Origin of the sequence: Micromonospora sp. SD12, assembly GCF_052068495.1 — a bacterium.
GTDB classification, from domain to species: domain Bacteria; phylum Actinomycetota; class Actinomycetes; order Mycobacteriales; family Micromonosporaceae; genus Micromonospora; species Micromonospora echinofusca.
In genome coordinates this window covers 22,708-40,514 of sequence record NZ_JBQHDF010000014.1, presented here as the reverse complement: position 1 = coordinate 40,514, position 17,807 = coordinate 22,708, and the positions used below count along the sequence as shown (strand labels likewise).

Genomic DNA, 17,807 nt, shown 5'->3' with positions numbered 1-17,807 from the left:
GACCGCCAACCGACCAAGGGGCGGGGCGACCGGGGAGTTCCGAGCCGCGTCAAGAAGGTGACGGGCGGGAACGGCGGGGGGTCAGCGACAGGGGTGACCAGTGGTGGGGGCGGGTACGGCCGTGCGGCAGGGCGGTGTGTCCGTCGCCCCGGGCCGCGTCGAGTTGCGCCTGATGCAGGAACAGGGCCCCCGAGAGGTCCGCGCCGCGCAGGTCGGCCCCGCGCAGGTCGGCGCCGGTGAGGTCGGCCAGGCCGAGGTCGACGCCGCGCAGGTCGGCGCCGATCAGCAGGGCCCCGCGCAGGTTCGCCCGGCGCAGGTCGGCCCGGCGCAGGTCGACGCCGAACAGTTGGGCGCCCCGCCGGTCCGCGCCCGGCCGGCCACCCCGGCTCCGCGCCGCGTCCCCGGCGCGCGACAGCAGCGGGTTGACCCGCCCCCGGTACGCGTCCACGTCGAGCGCCACCAGCGTCTCGGCGGGCTCCCGGGCCAGCCGCTCGGTCTCGCCGAGCGCGACGGACAACTCGCCGCGCAGCGGCTGCGGTGGGCGCGTCGCGAGGGCCTCGGTCAGGTACCAGAGCAGTTCGTGCAGCGGCCGCATCACCGCGAACGTGTCGAACATGAGCGGCGCGGTCTGCGGCGCGTCGCGCCAGTCCCGGCCAGCGAAGGTGGTCTGGGCCACCCGTTGCCCGGCGCCGAAGCAGTCGAAGACGGTGCAGCCGGGAAAGCCCCGGTCGCGCAGGTCGGCGTGGATGCCGCAGCGCGAGTCGGCCCGCAGGTTCGGGCAGGGCTGGCCGGCGGGCTTGTCGATGGCGAAGTCGGCGGACGCGGAGAAGGCCGGTGCGACGCAGCAGAGCCCGAAGCACCGGGCGCAGTCGGCGCGCAGCCCGTCCGCCACCGACGCCGCCTCGGGGGTCTCCGACACGCTGACCGTTCTCCTGCCGTTCGGGGGCTTTCCGCCGGCGGCCTCGCGGGCGGAGGCACCCATTGTCCCGCCCCCGCGAGACCACCGGGCCGCAGGGTGCGCGGCCCACGCCCGGGCGCGGGGGAGCCGCAGCGCACCGGCTGCGCTGCCGGCGGGGGTCACGCCTGCGCTCAGCCCTCCACCGAACGCCAGTCGTGCGATTCCAGCGCGTTGGCCTGCGGGCCCATCATCAGCATGCCGCCGTCGACCGGCCAGGACGCGCCCGTGACGTACGCGGCGGCGGGCGAGGAGAGCAGCGCGACCACGGCGGCCACCTCCCGCGCGTCCCCCGGGCGCCCGACGGGCACCCCGGGGCGTTCCTGCGTGAACGGGTCCACGTCCTCCTGGCCGGTCATCGGGGTGGCGATCTCACCCGGGGCGACCGCGTTGACGGTGATGCCGTCCGCCGCCAGTTCCTGCGCCATCACCCTGGTCAGCAGGCCGAGCCCGCCCTTCGCGGCGCAGTACGCGGCCGAGCCGACCCGGGGCGCGTGCTCGTGCACGCTGGTGATGTTGACGATCCGGCCGCCCAGGCCCGCGGCGCGCATCCGCCGGGCGGCCCGCTGCCCGCACAGGAACGGCCCGTCTAGGTCGACGGAGAGCACCTCGCGCCACTGCTCCCAGCCGGTGTCGACGAACGGTGTGGACGCCCCGGTGCCGGCGTTGTTGACGAGTACGCCAAGGCCGCCGAGGCGGTCGGCCAGCTCGTCGACGACCGCGTCGGCCCCCGGCAGCCGGGTCAGGTCCAGGTGGGCGACCTCGCAGCGCCGGCCGGCGGCGCGTACCTCGGCGGCGGTCCGCTCGGCGCCCCCGGCGTCGCGGTGCCAGGTGACGCCGACGTCGAAGCCGGCCCCGGCGAGGGCGACGGCGCAGGCCCGGCCGATGCCGGAATCGGCGCCCGTGACGATGGCGATCCTCGGGTAGTTCTCGTAACGCGATGGCATGTCGGCGCACTACCCGTTCCATGCGAATGCAACCATGCGTCGATCCCCGTCCATGCAGGGGATTGTCTGCGTCGATGCGCTCTGACATTCTCCACCGTGGACGCTGCCAGCGACGGTCGCCAATCCGGAGGGCCGCACTGTGGTGGCGCCTTTCATCTGCCGGAGGGACCTCGTGAAGCGCAGACGTCGCCATCTGCTCGCAGGACTGGCGGTCGGTGCCCTGGTGGCATCGACCGGTCTCATCGGAATCCACTTCGCCGGCGCCGAGGTGCCGACCCCCGTCGCCGCGGCCGGCGACGGGGAGATGCCGGGGGCGCTCGGCGCCCACATGGAACGGCTGCGCCAAGCCGTGCCGGGCAGCGACGGCATGTCGCCGGACGGGCCCGGCAACGCCGCGCAGCAGGAGTTCCTGGAGCGCGCGTACCCGGCCAACACGATCAGCATCGCCCAGGTCGACCGCTCCAAGTCGGCGTACGCCGCCGCCGAGCGGCGCGCCGGCGGCACCCGCGGCTGGACGAACATCGGCCCGAGCGAGGCCCTCTACCCGTTCACCGAGTTCCGCAACGCCTCCAACTACGTGCCGAACGCGTACGTCGCGGGCGGCCGGGTCACCTCCATCGACATCGCCCCGGACTGCAACGCCCTGCTCTGCCGGGCGTACGTCACGCCGGCCGGCGGCGGCGTCTGGGGCACCCTGAACATCCTCGCGGCCGAGCCCAAGTGGTTCTACCTGGGCGGGCCGCTGGGTATCAACGCGGCCGGCTCGGTCAAGATCGACCGCAACGACAAGACGGGGCTGACCATCTACGTCGGCACCGGTGAGGCCAACACCTGCGCCTCCGGCTGCGTCGCCGGCGTCGGGCTCTACAAGTCGACGAACGGCGGCGTCACCTGGAAGGGACCGCTGGGCAAGGACGCCCTCGCCGGCAAGGGCATCGGCGAGATCACCGTCAAGCCGGGCGACCCGAGAACGCTCTACGTCGCCACCACCACCGCCCTGCGCGGCATGTCCAGCTCCTGCTGCACGGGCGTCACCCGGCCCGTGCCCGACGCCGAGAAGTGGGGCCTCTACAAGTCCACCGACGGCGGCGCGAACTGGAAGTTCATCCACAACGGCTCGGCCGACGCCACCCAGTGCACGGGCAGCGCCGCGGAATACAACAACACGGCCGCCTGCTCGCCGCGCGGCGTGCGCTACGTCAAGCTCGACCCGCGCGACGCGAACACCGTCTACGCCTCCTCGTACGCCCGGGGGGTCTGGCGCTCCGCGGACGCCGGCGCCACCTGGACGCAGATCAAGCCGTCGCTGAACCCGGCGGTCTTCCAGACCCGGGCCGCGATCGACGTGACCGCCCTGCCGAACGGCAAGACCCGCATGTACGTCTACGAGGGCAACCTCGGCAACCCGTACTCGCGGCTGTTCCGCAGCGACGACGTGGCCGGCGACGCCCCCGCGTTCGCCGACCTGACCAGCGCCAACCCGGCCGACCCGGGCTACGCCACCTACAACCAGTGCACCGGCCAGTGCTGGTACGACGTGTTCGTGCACACCCCGGCCGGGCACCCCGACATCGTCTACACGGGCGGCTCGTACGTCTACGGCGAGACCGTCGCCCACAAGCGGGCCGTGGTGCTCTCCACCGACGCCGGCGTCAGCGGCACCGACATGACCTTCGACGGCACCGACGAGGTGCACCCCAACGGCCTGCACCCCGACCAGCACGCCCTGGTCACCAACCCGCGCAACCCGTACCAGTTCTTCGAGGCCAACGACGGCGGCGTGATGCGCTCCAGCGGCCAGTTCGTGGACCGGTCGGCCTGGTGCGACAACCCGGACCGCAACCTGACCACGCAGGCGCAGAAGGACCGCTGCAAGCAGATGCTGTCGAAGATCCCGTCGAAGCTGGACGGCATCAACAAGGGCATGAACACGCTGCAGTTCATCAGCCTCTCGGCCAGCCCGCACGACCACCGGCTGCTGCAGGGCGGCACCCAGGACAACGGCACCTGGGAGAACAAGGGCGAGCGCCGGCGCTGGGTCAACACGATGATCGGTGACGGCGGCGCGTCCGGTTTCGACGTCGGCAGGCCGGAGTTCCGTTTCCACACCTTCTACGACGCCTCGCCCGAGGTGAACTTCGCGGGCGGCGACGTCGGCAGCTGGATCTCGATCTCGGACCCGATCTTCGGGCAGCCGGGCACCCTGTTCTACGCCCCGGTGATCAGCGACCCGAAGGTGAGCGGCACGATGTTCGCCGGCACCTCGCGCACCGTCTACCGGACGAAGACGTTCGGGCTGGGCGACCGGAGCATGGCCGAGGCCAACCGGATCTGCAACACCTGGACCGGCACCTTCGAGGCGCAGTGCGGCGACTTCGCGCCGCTGGGCACGGTCAACCTGACCGACGCCGCGTGGGGCGACCGGGCCGGCGGCGCCGTCTCGGTCGTCGAGCGCGTCGCCTCCGACTCGTCCACGGCGTACGCGGCCACCAGCACCGGCCGGGTGTTCGTGTCCCGCAACGTCGACGCCGAGCCGGCGTCGGCGGTCACCTGGACGCGCATCGACACCGCCGCCACGCCGAACCGCTTCGTCACGAGCGTCCACGTCGACCCGGCCGACCCGGCGCGGGCGTGGGTCTCCTACAGCGGGTTCAACTCGAACACCCCGGCCACCCTGGGGCACGCGTTCGAGGTGCGGCTGGCGGGCGCGGGCGCGACCTGGACCGACCGGTCGTACGACTTCGGCGACCAGCCGATCACCGACCTGGTCCGCGACGACGTCACGGGCACCCTCTACGCGGCCACCGACTTCGGCGTGCTCCGGCTGGCCAAGGGCGGCACGACCTGGGTGAAGGCGGCCCGGGGCATGCCGAACGTGGAGGTCGCCGGGCTGACCATCGTGCCGGGCAAGCGGGTGCTCTACGCCGCCTCGCACGGCCTCGGCGCCTGGCAGCTCACGCTCTGAGGCAGGTGACCATCGGCAACGACACGGTGAGGGGCCGCGCGCGCGGCCCCTCACCGCTGCCCGCGGCGGCCGGCCGCGCCTGGCGCACCCTCGGCGCGGCCTTCGTCCTGCTCGTCTTCGTCCCGCCGCTGCTGCTGCTGGTCTCCGGTTCGCTCACCGAGCCGGGCCTGCCGCCGCCGCCCACCCCGCAGCTCGTACCGGAGCCGGTCTCCACCACCGGCTACCAGCAGGCCGTCGAGCTGGGCGGGCTGCTGCGCGCCTCGCTCAACTCGGTCCTGGTCGCGGTCGTCGCCGTGCCGCTGAGCGTGCTCGTCGCCTCCCTGGCGGGCTTCGCGCTGACCCGGATCGCCCCGCGCGCCACCGGCGTGGTCGTGGCGGCCTCCCTGGTCGCGCTGATGGTGCCGGCCACGGCGCTGCTCGTGCCCCGCTTCGCGATCTTCCGGGCGCTCGGCCTGACCGACACCCTGGTGCCACTGATCGCCCCGGCGCTGCTGGGCACCTCGCCGCTCTACGTCCTGGTCTACCACCTGGCGTTCCGGGCGCTGCCGAGCGACCTCTACGACGCCTGCCTGGTGGCGGACCTCTCGCCGCTGCGCACCTGGTGGCGGGTGGCCCTGCCGCTGGTGCGCCCGGTCACCGCCGGCCTCACCGCGCTGACCTTCGTGCTCACCTGGTCGAACTTCCTCGACCCGCTGGTCTACGTCTACGACCGCGACCTGTTCACCCTGCCGCTGGCGCTGCGCTCCCTGTCGGTGCTGGACCCGACGAACTTCCCGGTGTTCCTGGCCGGCGCGGTGCTGGCCACGGTGCCGGCGCTGGCCGTCTTCGTGCTCGCCCAGCGGCGCTTCCTCCACCACGACGACCCGACGGGACGGGACTGACGATGCGACCGACGACGCGACCGAAGGCGCTGCTCGCGCTGCTGCTCACCGCCGTGCTGGCCGCCACCGGCTGCGGCTCCGGCGCCGGGTCGTCCGCCGATGCTCCGGTGCGGCTGCTGGTCTTCGGCGCCCCCGAGGAACTCGCCGCCTACCGCACCCTCGTCGAGGCGTACGAGAAGGCCCGCCCCGGCGCCGACGTGCAGCTCGTCGAGGCCAGCGACCGCAAGGACCTGCTGGCCCGGCTGGCCACGTCGGTGGCCGGCGGCGCCCCGCCGGATCTGTTCCTGATGAACTACCGCTTCTACGGCCAGTTCGCCGCCAAGGACGTCATCGAGCCGCTGGACGACCGGCTGGCCGCCTCCGAGGCCGTCGACCCGGCCGACTACTACCCGGTGGCCTGGAACGCCTTCCGCTGGCAGGACCGGCAGCTCTGCCTGCCGCAGAACGTCTCCAGCCTGGCCGTCTACTACAACCGCACCCTGTTCACGAAGTACGGCGTGCCCGAGCCGAGGGCCGGCTGGACCTGGAACGACCTGGTCGCCACCGCGACCGCGATGACCCGCGACTCCCGCGGCGTGGTGGTCAAGGCCACCGAGAGCGAGGGCGCGGCGCTGCGCCCGGCCGTGCACGGCCTCGGCGTCGAGCCGTCGATCATCCGGCTCGCCCCGTTCGTCTGGTCCGGCGGCGGCGAGATCGTCGACGATCCGGCGAGGCCGACCCGGCTCACCCTGGACGGCCCGGCAGCCCGGGAGGCGCTGAGGAACCTCGTCGACCTGCGGCTGGCGTACGGGGTGGTGCCCACCGACGAGGAGGTGGAGGCCGAGGACGACGAGTCGCGCTTCGCCAACGGCCGGCTCGCCATGCTGATGAGTTCCCGCCGCTCCACCACCACGTTCCGCTCGATCACCGGCTTCGAGTGGGACGTCGCCCCGCTGCCCGTCTACAAGGAGCAGGTCGGCGTGCTGCACTCCGACGCGTACTGCATGACGCGGGGCGCGAAGCACAAGGACGCCGCGTGGCGGTTCCTGGAGTTCGCCATCGCCGAGGAGGGGCAGCGGATCGTCGCGGCCACCGGCCGTACCGTCCCGTCGCACATCGGGGTGTCGCAGTCCCCGGCGTTCCTCGGCCCCGCCCAGCCGCCACGCAGCGCGAAGGTCTTCCTCGACGCCATCCCCACCGTCCGGGCGCTGCCGACCGTCTCCACCTGGCCGGAGATCGAGGACGTCACCTACGGCATCCTGGAGAACGCCATGCACCGGGGCGACCGGCTCGACGACGTGATCCGCGAACTCGACCGGCAGACCCGCCCGATCTTCGCCCGCGGGGAGCACGGATGAGCGACCCTGGCCTGGCCCTGGCCGGGGTCTCGGCCGCCTACCGGGGCGCGACCGTGCTGCACGAGGTGGACCTGGCCGTCGCCCGGGGCGAGCTGCTGGTGGTGCTCGGCCCGTCGGGCGCCGGCAAGTCGACCGTGCTGCGGGTCGTCGCCGGCCTGGAGCCGGTCACCGCCGGCCGCGTCCGCATCGCCGGCCGCGACGTCACCGCCGAGCGCCCGGGCCGGCGCAACGTGTCGATGGTGTTCCAGTCGTACGCGCTCTTTCCGCACCTGAGCGTCGCCGAGAACATCGCGTTCGGCCTGGAGGTGCGTGACACGCCCCGCGCGGCGGCCCGCGAGCGGGCCCGCGCGGCGGCCGAGACGGTCGGCTGCGCCGGGCTGCTGGACCGGCGGCCCGCGCAGCTCTCCGGCGGCGAACGGCAGCGGGTGGCACTGGCCCGGGCGCTGGTGCGCGAGCCGGACGTGTTCCTGCTCGACGAGCCGCTGTCCAACCTCGACCAGGCGCTGCGGGTGCAGATGCGCGCCGAACTGCGGGCCCTGCACGACCGGCTGGGCGCGACGATGGTGCACGTCACCCACGACCAGACCGAGGCGCTGGTGCTGGCCGACCGGATCGCCGTGCTGCGCGACGGGCGCATCGAGCAGGTCGGCACCCCCGACGAGATCTGGCGCACCCCGGCCACCACCTTCGTGGCCCGCTTCGTCGGATCCCCGGCGATGAACCTGCTCCCGGCCGACGGTCCGCTGCGCCCCGACGGCGCCGCGGCCCCGGGTGCCGACCACGACGGTATGGAGATCGGCTTTCGTCCCGAGGCGGTCGTCCTCGACGCCGCCGTGGGCACGGACGCCACCGTCGAGCGGGTCGAGGTGGTCGGCGAGGACGCGTACGCGTACCTGACCCTCGCCGGCGGGCACCCCGTGGTCGCCCGGGTGCCCGCCGCCCGCCGCCCCGAGCGCGGCGTGCCGGTACGCGTCGGGGTGCGCTGGGCCGACGCGCACGTCTTCCACGCCGGCTCCGGGCGCCGGTACGCCCCGTGACGAGCCCCGACCGTCGCTCGCGCCGGCAGCTGGCGCTGATGCTCACGCCGTACCTGGTGGGGCTGGTGGGCCTGGTGCTGCTGCCCGCCGCCGTCACCCTGGGGCTGGCGTTCACCGAGTACGACCTGCTGCGCCCGCCCCGCTGGGTGGGGCTGGACAATCTCGCGGCGCTGGCCGACGACCCGGTGTTCCGGGTGTCGCTGACCAACTCGCTGGTCTTCGCGCTGGTGGCCGTACCGCTGCGGATGCTGCTCGCCCTCGGCCTGGCGCTGCTGCTGCACCGCCGGGCGCTCGGCGTCGGCAGCGCCCGCACCGCGGCCGTGCTGCCGACCGCGGTGCCGGAGATCGCCTACGGGCTGCTCTGGCTCTGGCTGCTCAACCCCCTCTACGGCCCGATCAACCAGCTGCTGCGCACGGGCGGGGAGAACGGCCTGACGGCGCTGGGGCGCACCCCGCCGCAGTGGCTCACCGACCCCACCGACGCCCGGACGGCGATCATCGGAATGAGCCTGTTCACCATCGGCGAGACCTTCGTAGTGCTGCTGGCCGCCCGCCGCGCGCTGCCCCGCGACGTCTACGAGATGGCGGCGATCGAGGACGCCACCGGCTGGGACGTGTTCCGCCGCGTGACGCTGCCGCTGATGGCGCCCGCGCTGGCGCTGCTGGCGGTGCGCGACGCCATCCAGAGCCTGCACTTCTCCTTCGTGCCGGCGTTCGTGGTGACCGACGGCGGCCCGCCCCCGTACGCCACCACCTACCTGTCGCTGTTCGTCTACCGCACCGGCTTCGAGTACCTGCGCTACGGCTACGCGGCCGCCGCGACCCTGGTGATGATCCTGCTGACCGTGGCGGCGGTGCTGGTGCAGTGGCGGCTGATCCGCCGCTACCGGGCGTTCTACCGGCTCTGAGCACCCCCGATAACCGCGGGCGCCGGCCCCGGGTGTCGTGGCATGATCGCGCACTGCGCCGACGCGGGTGGCGGCGCGCGAGGAGGACGACATGGAGTTCGAGGTACGCCGGATCGGGCCGGAGTCGACCGCCGAGGCGGCCGACGTGCTGGCCGACGCCTTCGACGGGTACCCCTGGATGGCCTGGACGGTGGCGGCCGACCGGCACCGGGAGCGGCTGGCGGCGATGTTCGCCGGCACCGTCGCCGCCGTCGGGCTGCCCTACGGTGACGTCTGGGCGGCGGTGGACCCCGCCGGCCGGCTGGCGGCGGTGGCGGTCTGGCTGCCCCCGGACCGGCCGGTGCCGGACGAGGTCTGGGCCGCCGTCGCGGCCCGCAACGCCGAGCTGGCCGGCGACCGGCAGCCGGCGCTGCACGCCGCCGACGAGGCCTGCGCCGCGCTGCGGTCGGCCGAGCCGGCGTCGCTGCTCGCCACCGTCGGCGTGCGCCGTGCCGACCAGGGCCGGGGGTTGGGCGCCCGGGTGCTGGCGCCCGGCCTGGCCGAGGCCGACCGGGCCGGCCTGCCGGCGGTGCTGGAGACCTCGTCGGAGCCGAACGTGCGCTTCTACCGGCGGCTCGGTTTCGCCGTCACCGGCCAGGCGCGGGTGCCCGACGGCGGGCCCGACGTCTGGGCGATGCGGCGGCCGGCGGCCGGCGAGCGGGTGTAGGGACCGCCGGCCCGGGTAGCCGCCGGGGATGGAGCTGGTGGAGGAGTCGCCGTACCGCTTCCGGATCGACCGGCACGACCCGATGCGGGTGCCGGGGGTGGTGTTCGCGTCCCGGTCGCTGCTGCCCGACGCCGGGGAGGACAGGTCGTTGGAGCAGGTCGCGAACGTCGCCACGCTGCCCGGCATCGTCGACGCCTCGTACGCCATGCCCGACGTGCACTGGGGCTACGGGTTCCCGATCGGCGGCGTGGCCGCCACCGACGTCGCGCGCGGCGGAGTGGTCTCGCCCGGCGGGGTGGGCTTCGACATCTCCTGCGGCGTGCGGCTGCTCGCCGCCGACACCGACCGCGACGGGTTGCGGCCCCGCCTCGACGCGCTGATGGACGGGCTGGGCGAGGCGACCCCGCGCGGCATGGGCAGGGGCGCGGTGTGGCACCTGTCCAACCGCGCGGAACTCGACGCGGTGCTGCGCGGCGGCTCCCGCTACGCCGTCGAGCGCGGCTTCGGCGTGCAGCGGGACCTGGAGCGCTGCGAGGACGCCGGGGCCGTCGGCGACGCCGATCCGGCGCGGGTGAGCGAGCGGGCGATCGAGCGCGGCGCGGGCCAGGTCGGCAGCCTCGGTTCCGGCAACCACTTCCTCGAGGTGCAGGCCGTCGACGAGGTGTACGACGACGCCGTGGCGACCGCCTTCGGGCTGCGCCCCGGCCAGGTCTGCGTGATGATCCACTGCGGGTCCCGGGGGCTGGGCCACCAGATCTGCACCGACTACGTGCGGAAGATGGAGAAGGTGATGGCCCGCCACGGCATCCACGTGCCGGACCGCCAGCTCGCCTGCGCCCCGGTCTCCTCCGCGGAGGGCCGCGCCTACCTGGGCGCGATGGCCGCCGCCGCCAACTACGCCCGGGCCAACCGGCAACTGCTGGCCGACGCCGCCCGCAGGGTCTTCGCCCGGGTCACCGGCAGCCGTCTCGACCTGGTCTACGACATCTCGCACAACCTCGCGAAGATCGAGACGCACGACGTCGACGGCGCGCCGCGCGCGCTGTGCGTGCACCGCAAGGGCGCCACGCGGGCGCTGCCGCCCGGGCACGACGAGCTGCCCGACGACCTGCGGGGCGTGGGCCAGCCGGTGCTGATCCCCGGCTCCATGGGCACCGGCTCGTACGTGCTCACCGGCGTGCCGGGGTCGCCTGCCTTCGCGTCCACCTGCCACGGGGCCGGCCGGGTGCAGAGCCGCAGGCAGGCCGTGCGCTCGGAGCGTGGGCTGGACCCGCGTGTCCAGTTGGAGGCGCAGGACATCGCGGTGCGCGGTGCGTCGCGGCGCGGCCTGGCCGAGGAGATGCCGACGGCGTACAAGGACGTCTCGGCGGTGGTGGCCGCCGCCGAGGGCGCCGGGCTGTGCCGCAAGGTGGCCCGGCTGGTCCCGCTCGGCGTGGTGAAGGGCTGAGCGGGCGACGCGGGGTGGGGCCGGGCGTGGGGCTCACACGTCCAGCGTCACCGCGCAGGACCAGCCCGCGCCGTCGGGGCCGAAGCGCAGCCCGTGCAGGGAGACGGCCTTCGGTACCGCGCCGACCAGCTCGACGGCGTCGGTGTCCGCCGTGCGCCAGCGCACCCGCAGGCCGCCGGCGCCGTCGTCGGCCACGTCGGTGTGCAGCGGCAGCTCACCCGCCGTCTCCATCCGGAAGATCACCTCGTCGAGTACGCCCACCAGCAGGTCCGCGTCGTCGTCGCCGGCCGGCGCGTGGAACTCCCGCCGCGCGCCCGGTCGTGCCCCGCCGGGATCGACGAACGTGTCGACCAGCGCGGCGACCGCCTCGGCGACGCACTCCTGTCGGGTCGGCGCCCACGCCTCGATGCGGACGTCGGCGGTGTGCGGCAGGCGGCGGTGTCCCCGCCCGGATGCTCGCGGCATGCCCCGATCCTCCGGCACGCCGTACGACGGGGGGTCAGTTCAGGCCGAGCCGGGCGATCGGCTCGACGAGTTCGCGTTCCTCGTAGGCGAGGTGGGACAGCAGGGTGTCGCTGAGCAGGTCGACCGCCGCGCGCAGCTCCGCCATCCCGTCGGCGACGGAGACGAACGCGACCAGCGCCCGGTCGACGCGTTCCAGCACGTCGTGGATGGCGTGGTGCTCCTGCTCCAGCCGGTCCAGCACGGGGGCGAGGCGGTCGTCGCCGTGGCGCAGGTGCGGGAAGATGCCCCGGTCCTCCAGCGTGTGGTGGGTGGTGACCACCCGGCAGTACGACTCGCAGTAGGTGCCCAGCGTCCACTTGTTCTGCCGGATGGTCATGGTGTTGATGTGCGAACGGGCCGTGCCCGCGTCGACCAGCCCGGCGCCCACCTGCTCGACGAGGTCGTACAGCCGGGTCAGCTCGGCGCGCAGCCCGTCGTGCACGTCGATGAGGTGCTGGGCGCCGGCCTGGTCGTGCGGGCTGTAGGTGCGCGCCGGGTCGGGCGCGGGGCCGGTGGGGCGCGTGGCCTCGTCCCAGACCCGGATCGCGCTGCGGCGCACGCCGTCGTCGGGCGTGGGGACGACGGCGAGGGGTGCCGCGCCGGCGGGCGGGCGCGCGGCGTCCGGCGGCTGCGCCCCGGCGCCCCCGGGTGCCGCCCGCGCCTCGACGGTCCCGGGCGTCGCCGGGGTCACGGCGGCAGCGGTGCCGCCCGCGCGCTCGCCGGCCACGAGTTCGCGTACGGCCGGGGCGACCTCGGCGGCGAAGCGCCGCAGGTCCTCGGGGTCGTCGCTGCCCAGGATGAAGGTGCTGACCCCGTCGCTGAGCGCGAGGTCGGCCAGCTCCTCCGCCCACTGCTCGGTGGGCCCGTGCAGCGGTCCCCGGCCGACGGGAGCGAAGCGGCCGGTGACGTTGAGCAGGCGGCGCACGTCGGCCGGTTCCCGGCCGGCCTCCCGGGCGTCGTCGATGATCGTGTTGCCCCTGCCGAGGTCGCCGGGTTGCAGGTAGGCCAGCGACGGCAGCCACCCGTCGGCCCGTCGCCCGGTCAACGCCAGCATCCGCGGCTTGTACGCGCCCAGCCAGATGCCCACGTCGTGGGCGGGCGCGGGGCCCCGCTTCGCACCGACCACGCGGTGGAACTCGCCGTCGACGCGTACGCCGCCGCGCGCCTCGACGTCCCAGACCTGGCGGATGACGTCGATCGCCTCGGCCAGGGCCCGTACGCCCTGCCCGGGCGAGAGCCGGCGCCCGCCCATCGCCTCGATGGCCTCCCAGAACGCGCCGGCGCCCAGACCGAGCTCCACCCGGCCGCCGCTGAGCAGGTCGAGGCTCGCCACGGCGCGGGCGAGGACGGCCGGTGGGCGCAGCGGCAGGTTGGTGACGTTGGCGGCCAGCCGCACCGTGCCGGTCCGGGCCGCCACGAAGCTCATCAGCGTCCACGTGTCGAGGAACGCGGGCTGGTAGGGGTGGTCCTGGAAGGTGACCAGGTCGAACCCGACCTGCTCGGCCAGCATGGCGAGGCCCACCACCCGCCCCGGCTCGGCGTTGCCGGGCGTCAGGAACGCCCCGAAGGCCAGCGGGTGACCGTAGTCGCTCATGTCGGCACTCCCTTCCGCTCCGCAGCCTCTCACGCGGCCACCGGCGCCTGCCCGGCGACGCCGCGGGCGGGGGTGGTCCCGAGCCGTCCGGCGGAGTCGCGGGGCCACCGCCGCGGGCCTCCGGGCGTACGGTCGGCGGATGCGGATCACGAAGTTCACCCACTCCTGTGTCCGGCTGGAGCACGACGGCGGCGTGCTGGTCATCGACCCCGGCACCTGGAGCGAGCCGCGCGCCCTGGCCGGCGCGGACGCCGTGCTGGTCACCCACGAGCACACCGACCACGTCGACGTGCTCCGGTTGGCGGGCCTCGGCGTGCCGGTCTTCGTGCCGGCGGACGCCGTGCTGCCCGACCTGGCGCCGCTGCCCGTGACCAGGGTCGCCGCCGGCCAGCGGTTCACCGCCGCCGGCCTCGCCGTGACCGCGCTCGGCGGTCGGCACGCCGCCATCCACGGCGGGCAGCCCGACTGCGTCAACCTGGGCTACCTGGTCGGCGACGCCGTCTACCACCCGGGCGACTCCCTGCACCGGCCGGACCGGCCGGTCGAGACGCTGCTGGTCCCGGCCCAGGCGTCCTGGCTGAAGCTCACCGAGGCGATCGACTTCGCCACCGCCGTGGGGGCCGATCGGGTGTTCCCGATCCACGACGCGCAGCTCAACGAGCGCGGCCTGAGCAGCGTGAACGGCTGGTTCGCCGAGACCGTGCCCGGCTACCGCCACCTGGCGGCGGGGGAGTCCGCCTGACCGGTGACCCACCCAGGGGTGATCTTCACCGACACCGGCCGTGTCGTCCACGGGCGAACTGCTATACGGTCGCGGGGTGAGGGTCGAAGAACACTGGTGGAACGGCGACACGTCGCAGCGTGGGCGTCGGGACGTGTACATCCGTACCGACGGGCAGCGATGGGACGTACAGGTACGGATCGGCGGCGAATCCGGCCGCTCCCGGGTGCAGGAATGCCCCGGTCGGACGTCGGCGGTCATTCTGGCCGGCGCGTGGCGCGGCAACCATCCCGCCTGGCGCGAGGTGTCCGACTGACGGCGACCGCCGGCACCGGGCGGTGACGGCCGGTCACGGTCGGCGTTGGCCGGCTGCTCCCCCCGACGTTGGTTAGGGTGACCACGGCGGGGGGAGCAGCATGAGCGGCGGGACCGTTCCGGTGGTGATGCCGGCCGCGTTCATCGGTCACGGCAGTCCGATGAACGCGCTGGAGCTCAACCGCTACACGCAGGCGTGGCGCGCCTTCGGGCGGGCGGTTTCGCGACCCCGGGCGATCCTGGTGGTGTCGGCGCACTGGTACATCGGCGCCACCGCCGTCACCGCGATGCCCCGGCCGAGGACGATCCACGACTTCTACGGCTTCCCGCAGGAGTTGTTCGACGTCGCCTACCCCGCGCCCGGCCTGCCGGAGCTGGCCGAGGAGGTCGCCGACGTCGTCCATCCCACCTGGGTCGGGGCGGACGTCGACTCGTGGGGGATCGACCACGGCACCTGGTCGGTGCTCACCCACGCGTTTCCCGACGCCGACGTCCCGGTCGTGCAGCTCAGCATCAACGCGTTCAAGGGCCTGGACCACCATCTGGACCTGGGCGCGAGGCTCGCCCCGCTGCGCGAGCGCGGGGTGCTCGTCGTGGCCAGCGGCAACGTGGTGCACAACCTGCGGGGGGTGGATCCGCGCATGCTCGACGAGGGCTTCGACTGGGCGCGGCGGTTCGACGAGGCGGCCAAGGACGTGATGCTCGGCGGGCCGACCGAGGTGGCCGCGCTGGACGCCCACCGCGACTTCGGCCGCGCCGTGCCGACGCCGGACCACTTCATCCCGCTGCTCTACCTGGCCGGCCTCGCCGGCGCGGCCGGCAACGGCGCGCAGGTGCTGGTGGACGGGTACGCGTACGGGTCGCTGTCGATGACCGCCTACACGCTGGGGTTGTCCTGCCGCACCGACGCCCCGCTGGCCGGCGCGCCGGCCCTGCCGACCGACGTGCCGCCCGAGTCGGCCAACATCTGAGGGCAGCCCGGGGGCGTCGCCGCGGTCAGCGGGCCTTGACGACCTCGACCAGCTGGTCCAGCGCGGCGCTCCAGCCCTCGATGAAGCCCATCTCCTCGTGCGACTTCCTCGCCGAGGCGTCGGCGTGGATCGCCGTGGCGGTGTACGTCGTGCCGCCGCCGGTGCCCTCGATCCGGATGATCGCGGTGAACGGGAAGCCGTCGCCGCCGACCTGGGGACGGAAGCCGGGGCCCAGCCCCGAGGTGAAGGCCAGCGTCGAGCCCTCCTCGACGACGAGGATGCAACCGGTGCTCGGGTACTCCTCGCCCTCGGGCGAGCGCATCACGGTGTGGAACCTGCCGCCGGGCCGAAGGTCGATCTCGCAGGCGGAGGTCGACCAGGGCCGGGGGGCGAACCACTTCACGAGCAGCTCGGGCGTCGTCCAGGCCTTCCAGACCAGCTCGGGCGCGACGTCGACGGTGCGCGTCAGGACGAGGTCGAGATCCGGGTCCACGTGCGGGTAGGCGGTCATGTCTGCTGCTCCTTCAGGTCGTACAGAATCGAGTCGAGTTGGTCGAGGCGTCGGGACCACATCGCGCGCTGGCCCGCGAGCCAGCTGTCGACGTGGGCGAGCGACTCGGGGGCGAGCCGGTAGGTGCGCACCCGCCCCTTCTTCTCCGACGTCACCAGGCCGGAGCGCTCCAGGACGCCCAGGTGCTGGGTGAACGAGGGCAGTGCCATGTCGAACGGACGGGCGAGCTCGCTGGTCGTGGCGGGACCCCGACCGAGCCGCTCGACGACCCGGCGGCGGGTGGGGTCCGACAACGCGTGGAACACGCCATCCAGGGCCACGTCGTCGCTGCCGTCCCCGCCGCCCAATTGCTTAGGCATGAGCCTAAGTATGCCCACGCCGTTCACTTAGGTCAAGGCCTAAGTGAAGTCGCCGGCGGCGGCCTCCGACCGGCCGGCGGCGTTCCTCAACGGCCGCGCGTGGGCCATGCTGATGCCATGACCGACGCCGGCACCCCGGAACCGCTCACCCTCAACGTGTACTGCCGGCTCACCGTGGCCGTGACCGACCCGCAGGTGCTCACCGAGTACGCGGTGGCCGACCTGCGGGCCGCCGTCATCGACTGGCCCGCCGAGGAGGAAGACCTCGAGACGGCGGTGGCGGACCTGCGCAACGACATCGTGGTGTCGCTGGCGTCCGTGGTGGACATCAGCCGGATGGTCGAGGGGCTGCCCGGCGTGGCGGCCCGCGGCGGGCTGTGCTGGGCCGAGCCCGGCCCGCCCCGCGAGGCCGTCTGGCGCGCCGAGTAGGGCCGACCGGGCCGGTCGCGGGGCGTCGCTGTGTCGGTCCCGGACACACCGGCGACGCCCGAGGTGTCGGCGGCACTCATGTCCACTGTGCCCGGCGTCACGTTAGCGTCTGCGCACGCCGGCACCACCGCCCCGCTCCCGGACAGGAGAGCGCCATGACCACACCGCTGAGGGCCACCGCCGCCCTCGTCACCGCCCTGCTGCTCGTCCTCACCGCCACCGCCCCCGCCCAGGCCGCCGCCCCCGCCACCAAGGCCCCGGTCGCCGGCACGCTGCGCCCCTACAACGTCTCCGGCGTCTACGTCGCCGGCGTCTCCTCCGGTGGCTACATGGCCACCCAGCTCCACGTCGCCTACTCGTCGCGGATCCGGGGCGCGGCGGTCTTCGCCGCGGGACCGTACTACTGCGCGCAGAACAACGTCGCCCAGGCGCTCGACGGCTGCGGCGACAACGTGTACCCCACGAACGTGTCGGCCCTACAGGCGTACACCCGGACGTGGGCCTCCTACGGCTGGGTCGACCCCGTGGGCAACCTGTCCGGCGATCCCGTGTACGTCTTGCACGGCACCAACGACACCGTGGTCCAGAAGTCCGTCACCGACGACCTGGTCCGGTACTACCAGCACTTCGGTGCCAGCGTGCAGTACGACAGCGGCACCCCGGCCGGCCACGCCTGGGTCACCCCGTACGGGACCCTGGGGTGCGCCACCACGGCGTCGCCGTTCCTCGCCGACTGCGGCACCGACCCGCAGAGCGCCCTGCTGCGCAAACTGCTCGGCAGCGTACGGGCGCCGAACACCGGCCCGCTGGGCGGCAGCCTGATCCGGTTCAGCCAGCACACGTACGCGGTCAACGGCTGGGCCGACGGCCTGAGCATGGCCGCCGACGGGTTCGCCTACGTGCCGGCGTCCTGCGCCGCCGGGCAGTCCTGCCGGCTGCTCGTCGCACTCCACGGCTGCCTCCAGGGCCACGGCGCGGTCGGCACCGCCTTCGTGGACCGGGCGAACCTCAACCAGTACGCCGACACCAACCAGCTGATCGTGCTCTACCCCCAGGCGCGCGCCGTCGCCACGAACCCGAACGGCTGCTGGGACTGGTGGGGCTACCTGGGCGCGACGAACTACCCGATCAAGGGCGGCGCCCAGGTTGAGACGATCATGAACATGGTGCGCCGGCTGGACGGCTGAGCCGCCGCCCGGGCGGGGCCCCGGCGCGGGCCC

18 protein-coding genes are annotated in these 17,807 nt (G+C 74.2%); 12 read left to right on the top strand and 6 right to left on the bottom strand.

Annotated features, from left to right (window positions below; all coding sequences use genetic code 11):
• Nucleotides 1–49: 49 nt before the first annotated feature.
• Nucleotides 50–919: a pentapeptide repeat-containing protein gene (locus ACTMS2_RS22475; RefSeq protein WP_441177156.1), complete on the bottom strand. Its 870-nt coding sequence runs from the start codon at nt 917–919 to the stop codon at nt 50–52.
• 170 nt (nt 920–1,089) lie between these two features.
• Nucleotides 1,090–1,902 carry an SDR family oxidoreductase gene (locus ACTMS2_RS22470; protein WP_441177155.1) on the bottom strand — a complete coding sequence of 271 codons (813 nt, stop codon included), beginning with the start codon at nt 1,900–1,902 and terminating at the stop codon, nt 1,090–1,092.
• Nucleotides 1,903–2,074: 172 nt separating this feature from the next.
• On the opposite strand from ACTMS2_RS22470, the gene ACTMS2_RS22465 reads away from it, so the two are divergent.
• From ACTMS2_RS22465 to ACTMS2_RS22435, 7 genes are all read left to right on the top strand, one after another.
• Nucleotides 2,075–4,867: an exo-alpha-sialidase gene (locus ACTMS2_RS22465; protein ID WP_441177154.1), complete on the top strand. Its 2,793-nt coding sequence runs from the start codon at nt 2,075–2,077 to the stop codon at nt 4,865–4,867.
• 26 nt (nt 4,868–4,893) lie between these two features.
• Nucleotides 4,894–5,748 carry a carbohydrate ABC transporter permease gene (locus tag ACTMS2_RS22460; RefSeq protein WP_441177238.1) on the top strand — a complete coding sequence of 285 codons (855 nt, stop codon included), beginning with the start codon at nt 4,894–4,896 and terminating at the stop codon, nt 5,746–5,748.
• 2 nt (nt 5,749–5,750) lie between these two features.
• Complete coding sequence (locus tag ACTMS2_RS22455) at nt 5,751–7,085, top strand: ABC transporter substrate-binding protein (protein ID WP_441177153.1); 1,335 nt, start codon at nt 5,751–5,753, stop codon at nt 7,083–7,085.
• A complete protein-coding gene (locus ACTMS2_RS22450) occupies nt 7,082–8,122 on the top strand; it encodes an ABC transporter ATP-binding protein (protein ID WP_441177152.1) in 1,041 nt (346 codons plus the stop codon). Before ACTMS2_RS22455 ends, ACTMS2_RS22450 begins: the two co-directional genes overlap by 4 nt.
• A 38-nt stretch (nt 8,123–8,160) precedes the next feature.
• A complete protein-coding gene (locus ACTMS2_RS22445) occupies nt 8,161–9,030 on the top strand; it encodes a carbohydrate ABC transporter permease (RefSeq protein ID WP_441177237.1) in 870 nt (289 codons plus the stop codon).
• A 91-nt stretch (nt 9,031–9,121) separates the two neighbouring features.
• Entirely contained in the window at nt 9,122–9,736 is a 615-nt protein-coding gene (locus ACTMS2_RS22440; RefSeq protein ID WP_441177151.1) for a GNAT family N-acetyltransferase, read from the top strand.
• 28 nt (nt 9,737–9,764) lie between these two features.
• On the top strand, nt 9,765–11,183 hold the full coding sequence (locus ACTMS2_RS22435; RefSeq protein WP_441177150.1) for an RtcB family protein: 1,419 nt from the start codon (nt 9,765–9,767) through the stop codon (nt 11,181–11,183).
• A gap of 33 nt (nt 11,184–11,216) precedes the next feature.
• Here ACTMS2_RS22435 and ACTMS2_RS22430 read toward each other — a convergent pair whose 3' ends face one another.
• Both ACTMS2_RS22430 and ACTMS2_RS22425 read right to left on the bottom strand, forming a co-directional pair.
• Nucleotides 11,217–11,648, bottom strand: coding sequence for an archease (locus ACTMS2_RS22430; RefSeq protein ID WP_441177149.1), 432 nt, complete (start codon nt 11,646–11,648; stop codon nt 11,217–11,219).
• A gap of 34 nt (nt 11,649–11,682) precedes the next feature.
• Nucleotides 11,683–13,281, bottom strand: coding sequence for an LLM class flavin-dependent oxidoreductase (locus ACTMS2_RS22425; RefSeq protein ID WP_441177148.1), 1,599 nt, complete (start codon nt 13,279–13,281; stop codon nt 11,683–11,685).
• A 139-nt stretch (nt 13,282–13,420) separates the two neighbouring features.
• Here ACTMS2_RS22425 and ACTMS2_RS22420 point away from each other — a divergent pair, with 139 nt between their 5' ends.
• The 3 genes from ACTMS2_RS22420 (at nt 13,421) to ygiD (ending at nt 15,288) form a co-directional block, all read left to right on the top strand.
• A complete protein-coding gene (locus ACTMS2_RS22420; RefSeq protein WP_441177147.1) occupies nt 13,421–14,023 on the top strand; it encodes an MBL fold metallo-hydrolase in 603 nt (200 codons plus the stop codon).
• A gap of 76 nt (nt 14,024–14,099) precedes the next feature.
• Nucleotides 14,100–14,318, top strand: coding sequence for a hypothetical protein (locus ACTMS2_RS22415; RefSeq protein ID WP_089000245.1), 219 nt, complete (start codon nt 14,100–14,102; stop codon nt 14,316–14,318).
• A gap of 100 nt (nt 14,319–14,418) precedes the next feature.
• Nucleotides 14,419–15,288, top strand: a complete 870-nt coding sequence (ygiD, locus tag ACTMS2_RS22410) for a 4,5-DOPA dioxygenase extradiol (RefSeq protein ID WP_441177146.1) — start codon at nt 14,419–14,421, stop codon at nt 15,286–15,288.
• Nucleotides 15,289–15,313: 25 nt separating this feature from the next.
• Here the strand turns inward: ygiD and ACTMS2_RS22405 are convergent, their stop codons facing one another.
• Nucleotides 15,314–15,799 (bottom strand): SRPBCC family protein, encoded by a 486-nt coding sequence (locus ACTMS2_RS22405; RefSeq protein WP_441177145.1) that lies wholly within the window; start codon nt 15,797–15,799, stop codon nt 15,314–15,316.
• Complete coding sequence (locus ACTMS2_RS22400) at nt 15,796–16,158, bottom strand: ArsR/SmtB family transcription factor (protein ID WP_441177144.1); 363 nt, start codon at nt 16,156–16,158, stop codon at nt 15,796–15,798. The genes ACTMS2_RS22405 and ACTMS2_RS22400 overlap by 4 nt, the downstream gene beginning before the upstream one ends.
• A 117-nt stretch (nt 16,159–16,275) precedes the next feature.
• Between ACTMS2_RS22400 and ACTMS2_RS22395 the strand changes: the two genes are divergently transcribed.
• Both ACTMS2_RS22395 and ACTMS2_RS22390 read left to right on the top strand, forming a co-directional pair.
• Nucleotides 16,276–16,587, top strand: coding sequence for a hypothetical protein (locus ACTMS2_RS22395; RefSeq protein ID WP_441177143.1), 312 nt, complete (start codon nt 16,276–16,278; stop codon nt 16,585–16,587).
• Between the two features lie 155 nt (nt 16,588–16,742).
• Nucleotides 16,743–17,774 (top strand): extracellular catalytic domain type 2 short-chain-length polyhydroxyalkanoate depolymerase, encoded by a 1,032-nt coding sequence (locus tag ACTMS2_RS22390; protein ID WP_441177142.1) that lies wholly within the window; start codon nt 16,743–16,745, stop codon nt 17,772–17,774.
• Nucleotides 17,775–17,807 lie beyond the last annotated feature (33 nt).

Excerpts from the sequence above, each read along its gene's own strand:
- ACTMS2_RS22400 (WP_441177144.1), bottom strand. The coding sequence starts at position 16,158 with ATGCCTAAGCAATTGGGCGGCGGGGACGGCAGCGACGACGTGGCCCTG.
- ACTMS2_RS22435 (WP_441177150.1), top strand. The coding sequence starts at position 9,765 with ATGGAGCTGGTGGAGGAGTCGCCGTACCGCTTCCGGATCGACCGGCAC.
- ACTMS2_RS22425 (WP_441177148.1), bottom strand. The coding sequence starts at position 13,281 with ATGAGCGACTACGGTCACCCGCTGGCCTTCGGGGCGTTCCTGACGCCC.
- ACTMS2_RS22470 (WP_441177155.1), bottom strand. The coding sequence starts at position 1,902 with ATGCCATCGCGTTACGAGAACTACCCGAGGATCGCCATCGTCACGGGC.
- ACTMS2_RS22445 (WP_441177237.1), top strand. The coding sequence starts at position 8,161 with ATGCTCACGCCGTACCTGGTGGGGCTGGTGGGCCTGGTGCTGCTGCCC.
- ACTMS2_RS22430 (WP_441177149.1), bottom strand. The coding sequence starts at position 11,648 with ATGCCGCGAGCATCCGGGCGGGGACACCGCCGCCTGCCGCACACCGCC.
- ACTMS2_RS22395 (WP_441177143.1), top strand. The coding sequence starts at position 16,276 with ATGACCGACGCCGGCACCCCGGAACCGCTCACCCTCAACGTGTACTGC.
- ACTMS2_RS22450 (WP_441177152.1), top strand. The coding sequence starts at position 7,082 with ATGAGCGACCCTGGCCTGGCCCTGGCCGGGGTCTCGGCCGCCTACCGG.
- ACTMS2_RS22455 (WP_441177153.1), top strand. The coding sequence starts at position 5,751 with ATGCGACCGACGACGCGACCGAAGGCGCTGCTCGCGCTGCTGCTCACC.
- ygiD (WP_441177146.1), top strand. The coding sequence starts at position 14,419 with ATGAGCGGCGGGACCGTTCCGGTGGTGATGCCGGCCGCGTTCATCGGT.
- ACTMS2_RS22420 (WP_441177147.1), top strand. The coding sequence starts at position 13,421 with ATGCGGATCACGAAGTTCACCCACTCCTGTGTCCGGCTGGAGCACGAC.
- ACTMS2_RS22390 (WP_441177142.1), top strand. The coding sequence starts at position 16,743 with ATGACCACACCGCTGAGGGCCACCGCCGCCCTCGTCACCGCCCTGCTG.
- ACTMS2_RS22405 (WP_441177145.1), bottom strand. The coding sequence starts at position 15,799 with ATGACCGCCTACCCGCACGTGGACCCGGATCTCGACCTCGTCCTGACG.
- ACTMS2_RS22440 (WP_441177151.1), top strand. The coding sequence starts at position 9,122 with ATGGAGTTCGAGGTACGCCGGATCGGGCCGGAGTCGACCGCCGAGGCG.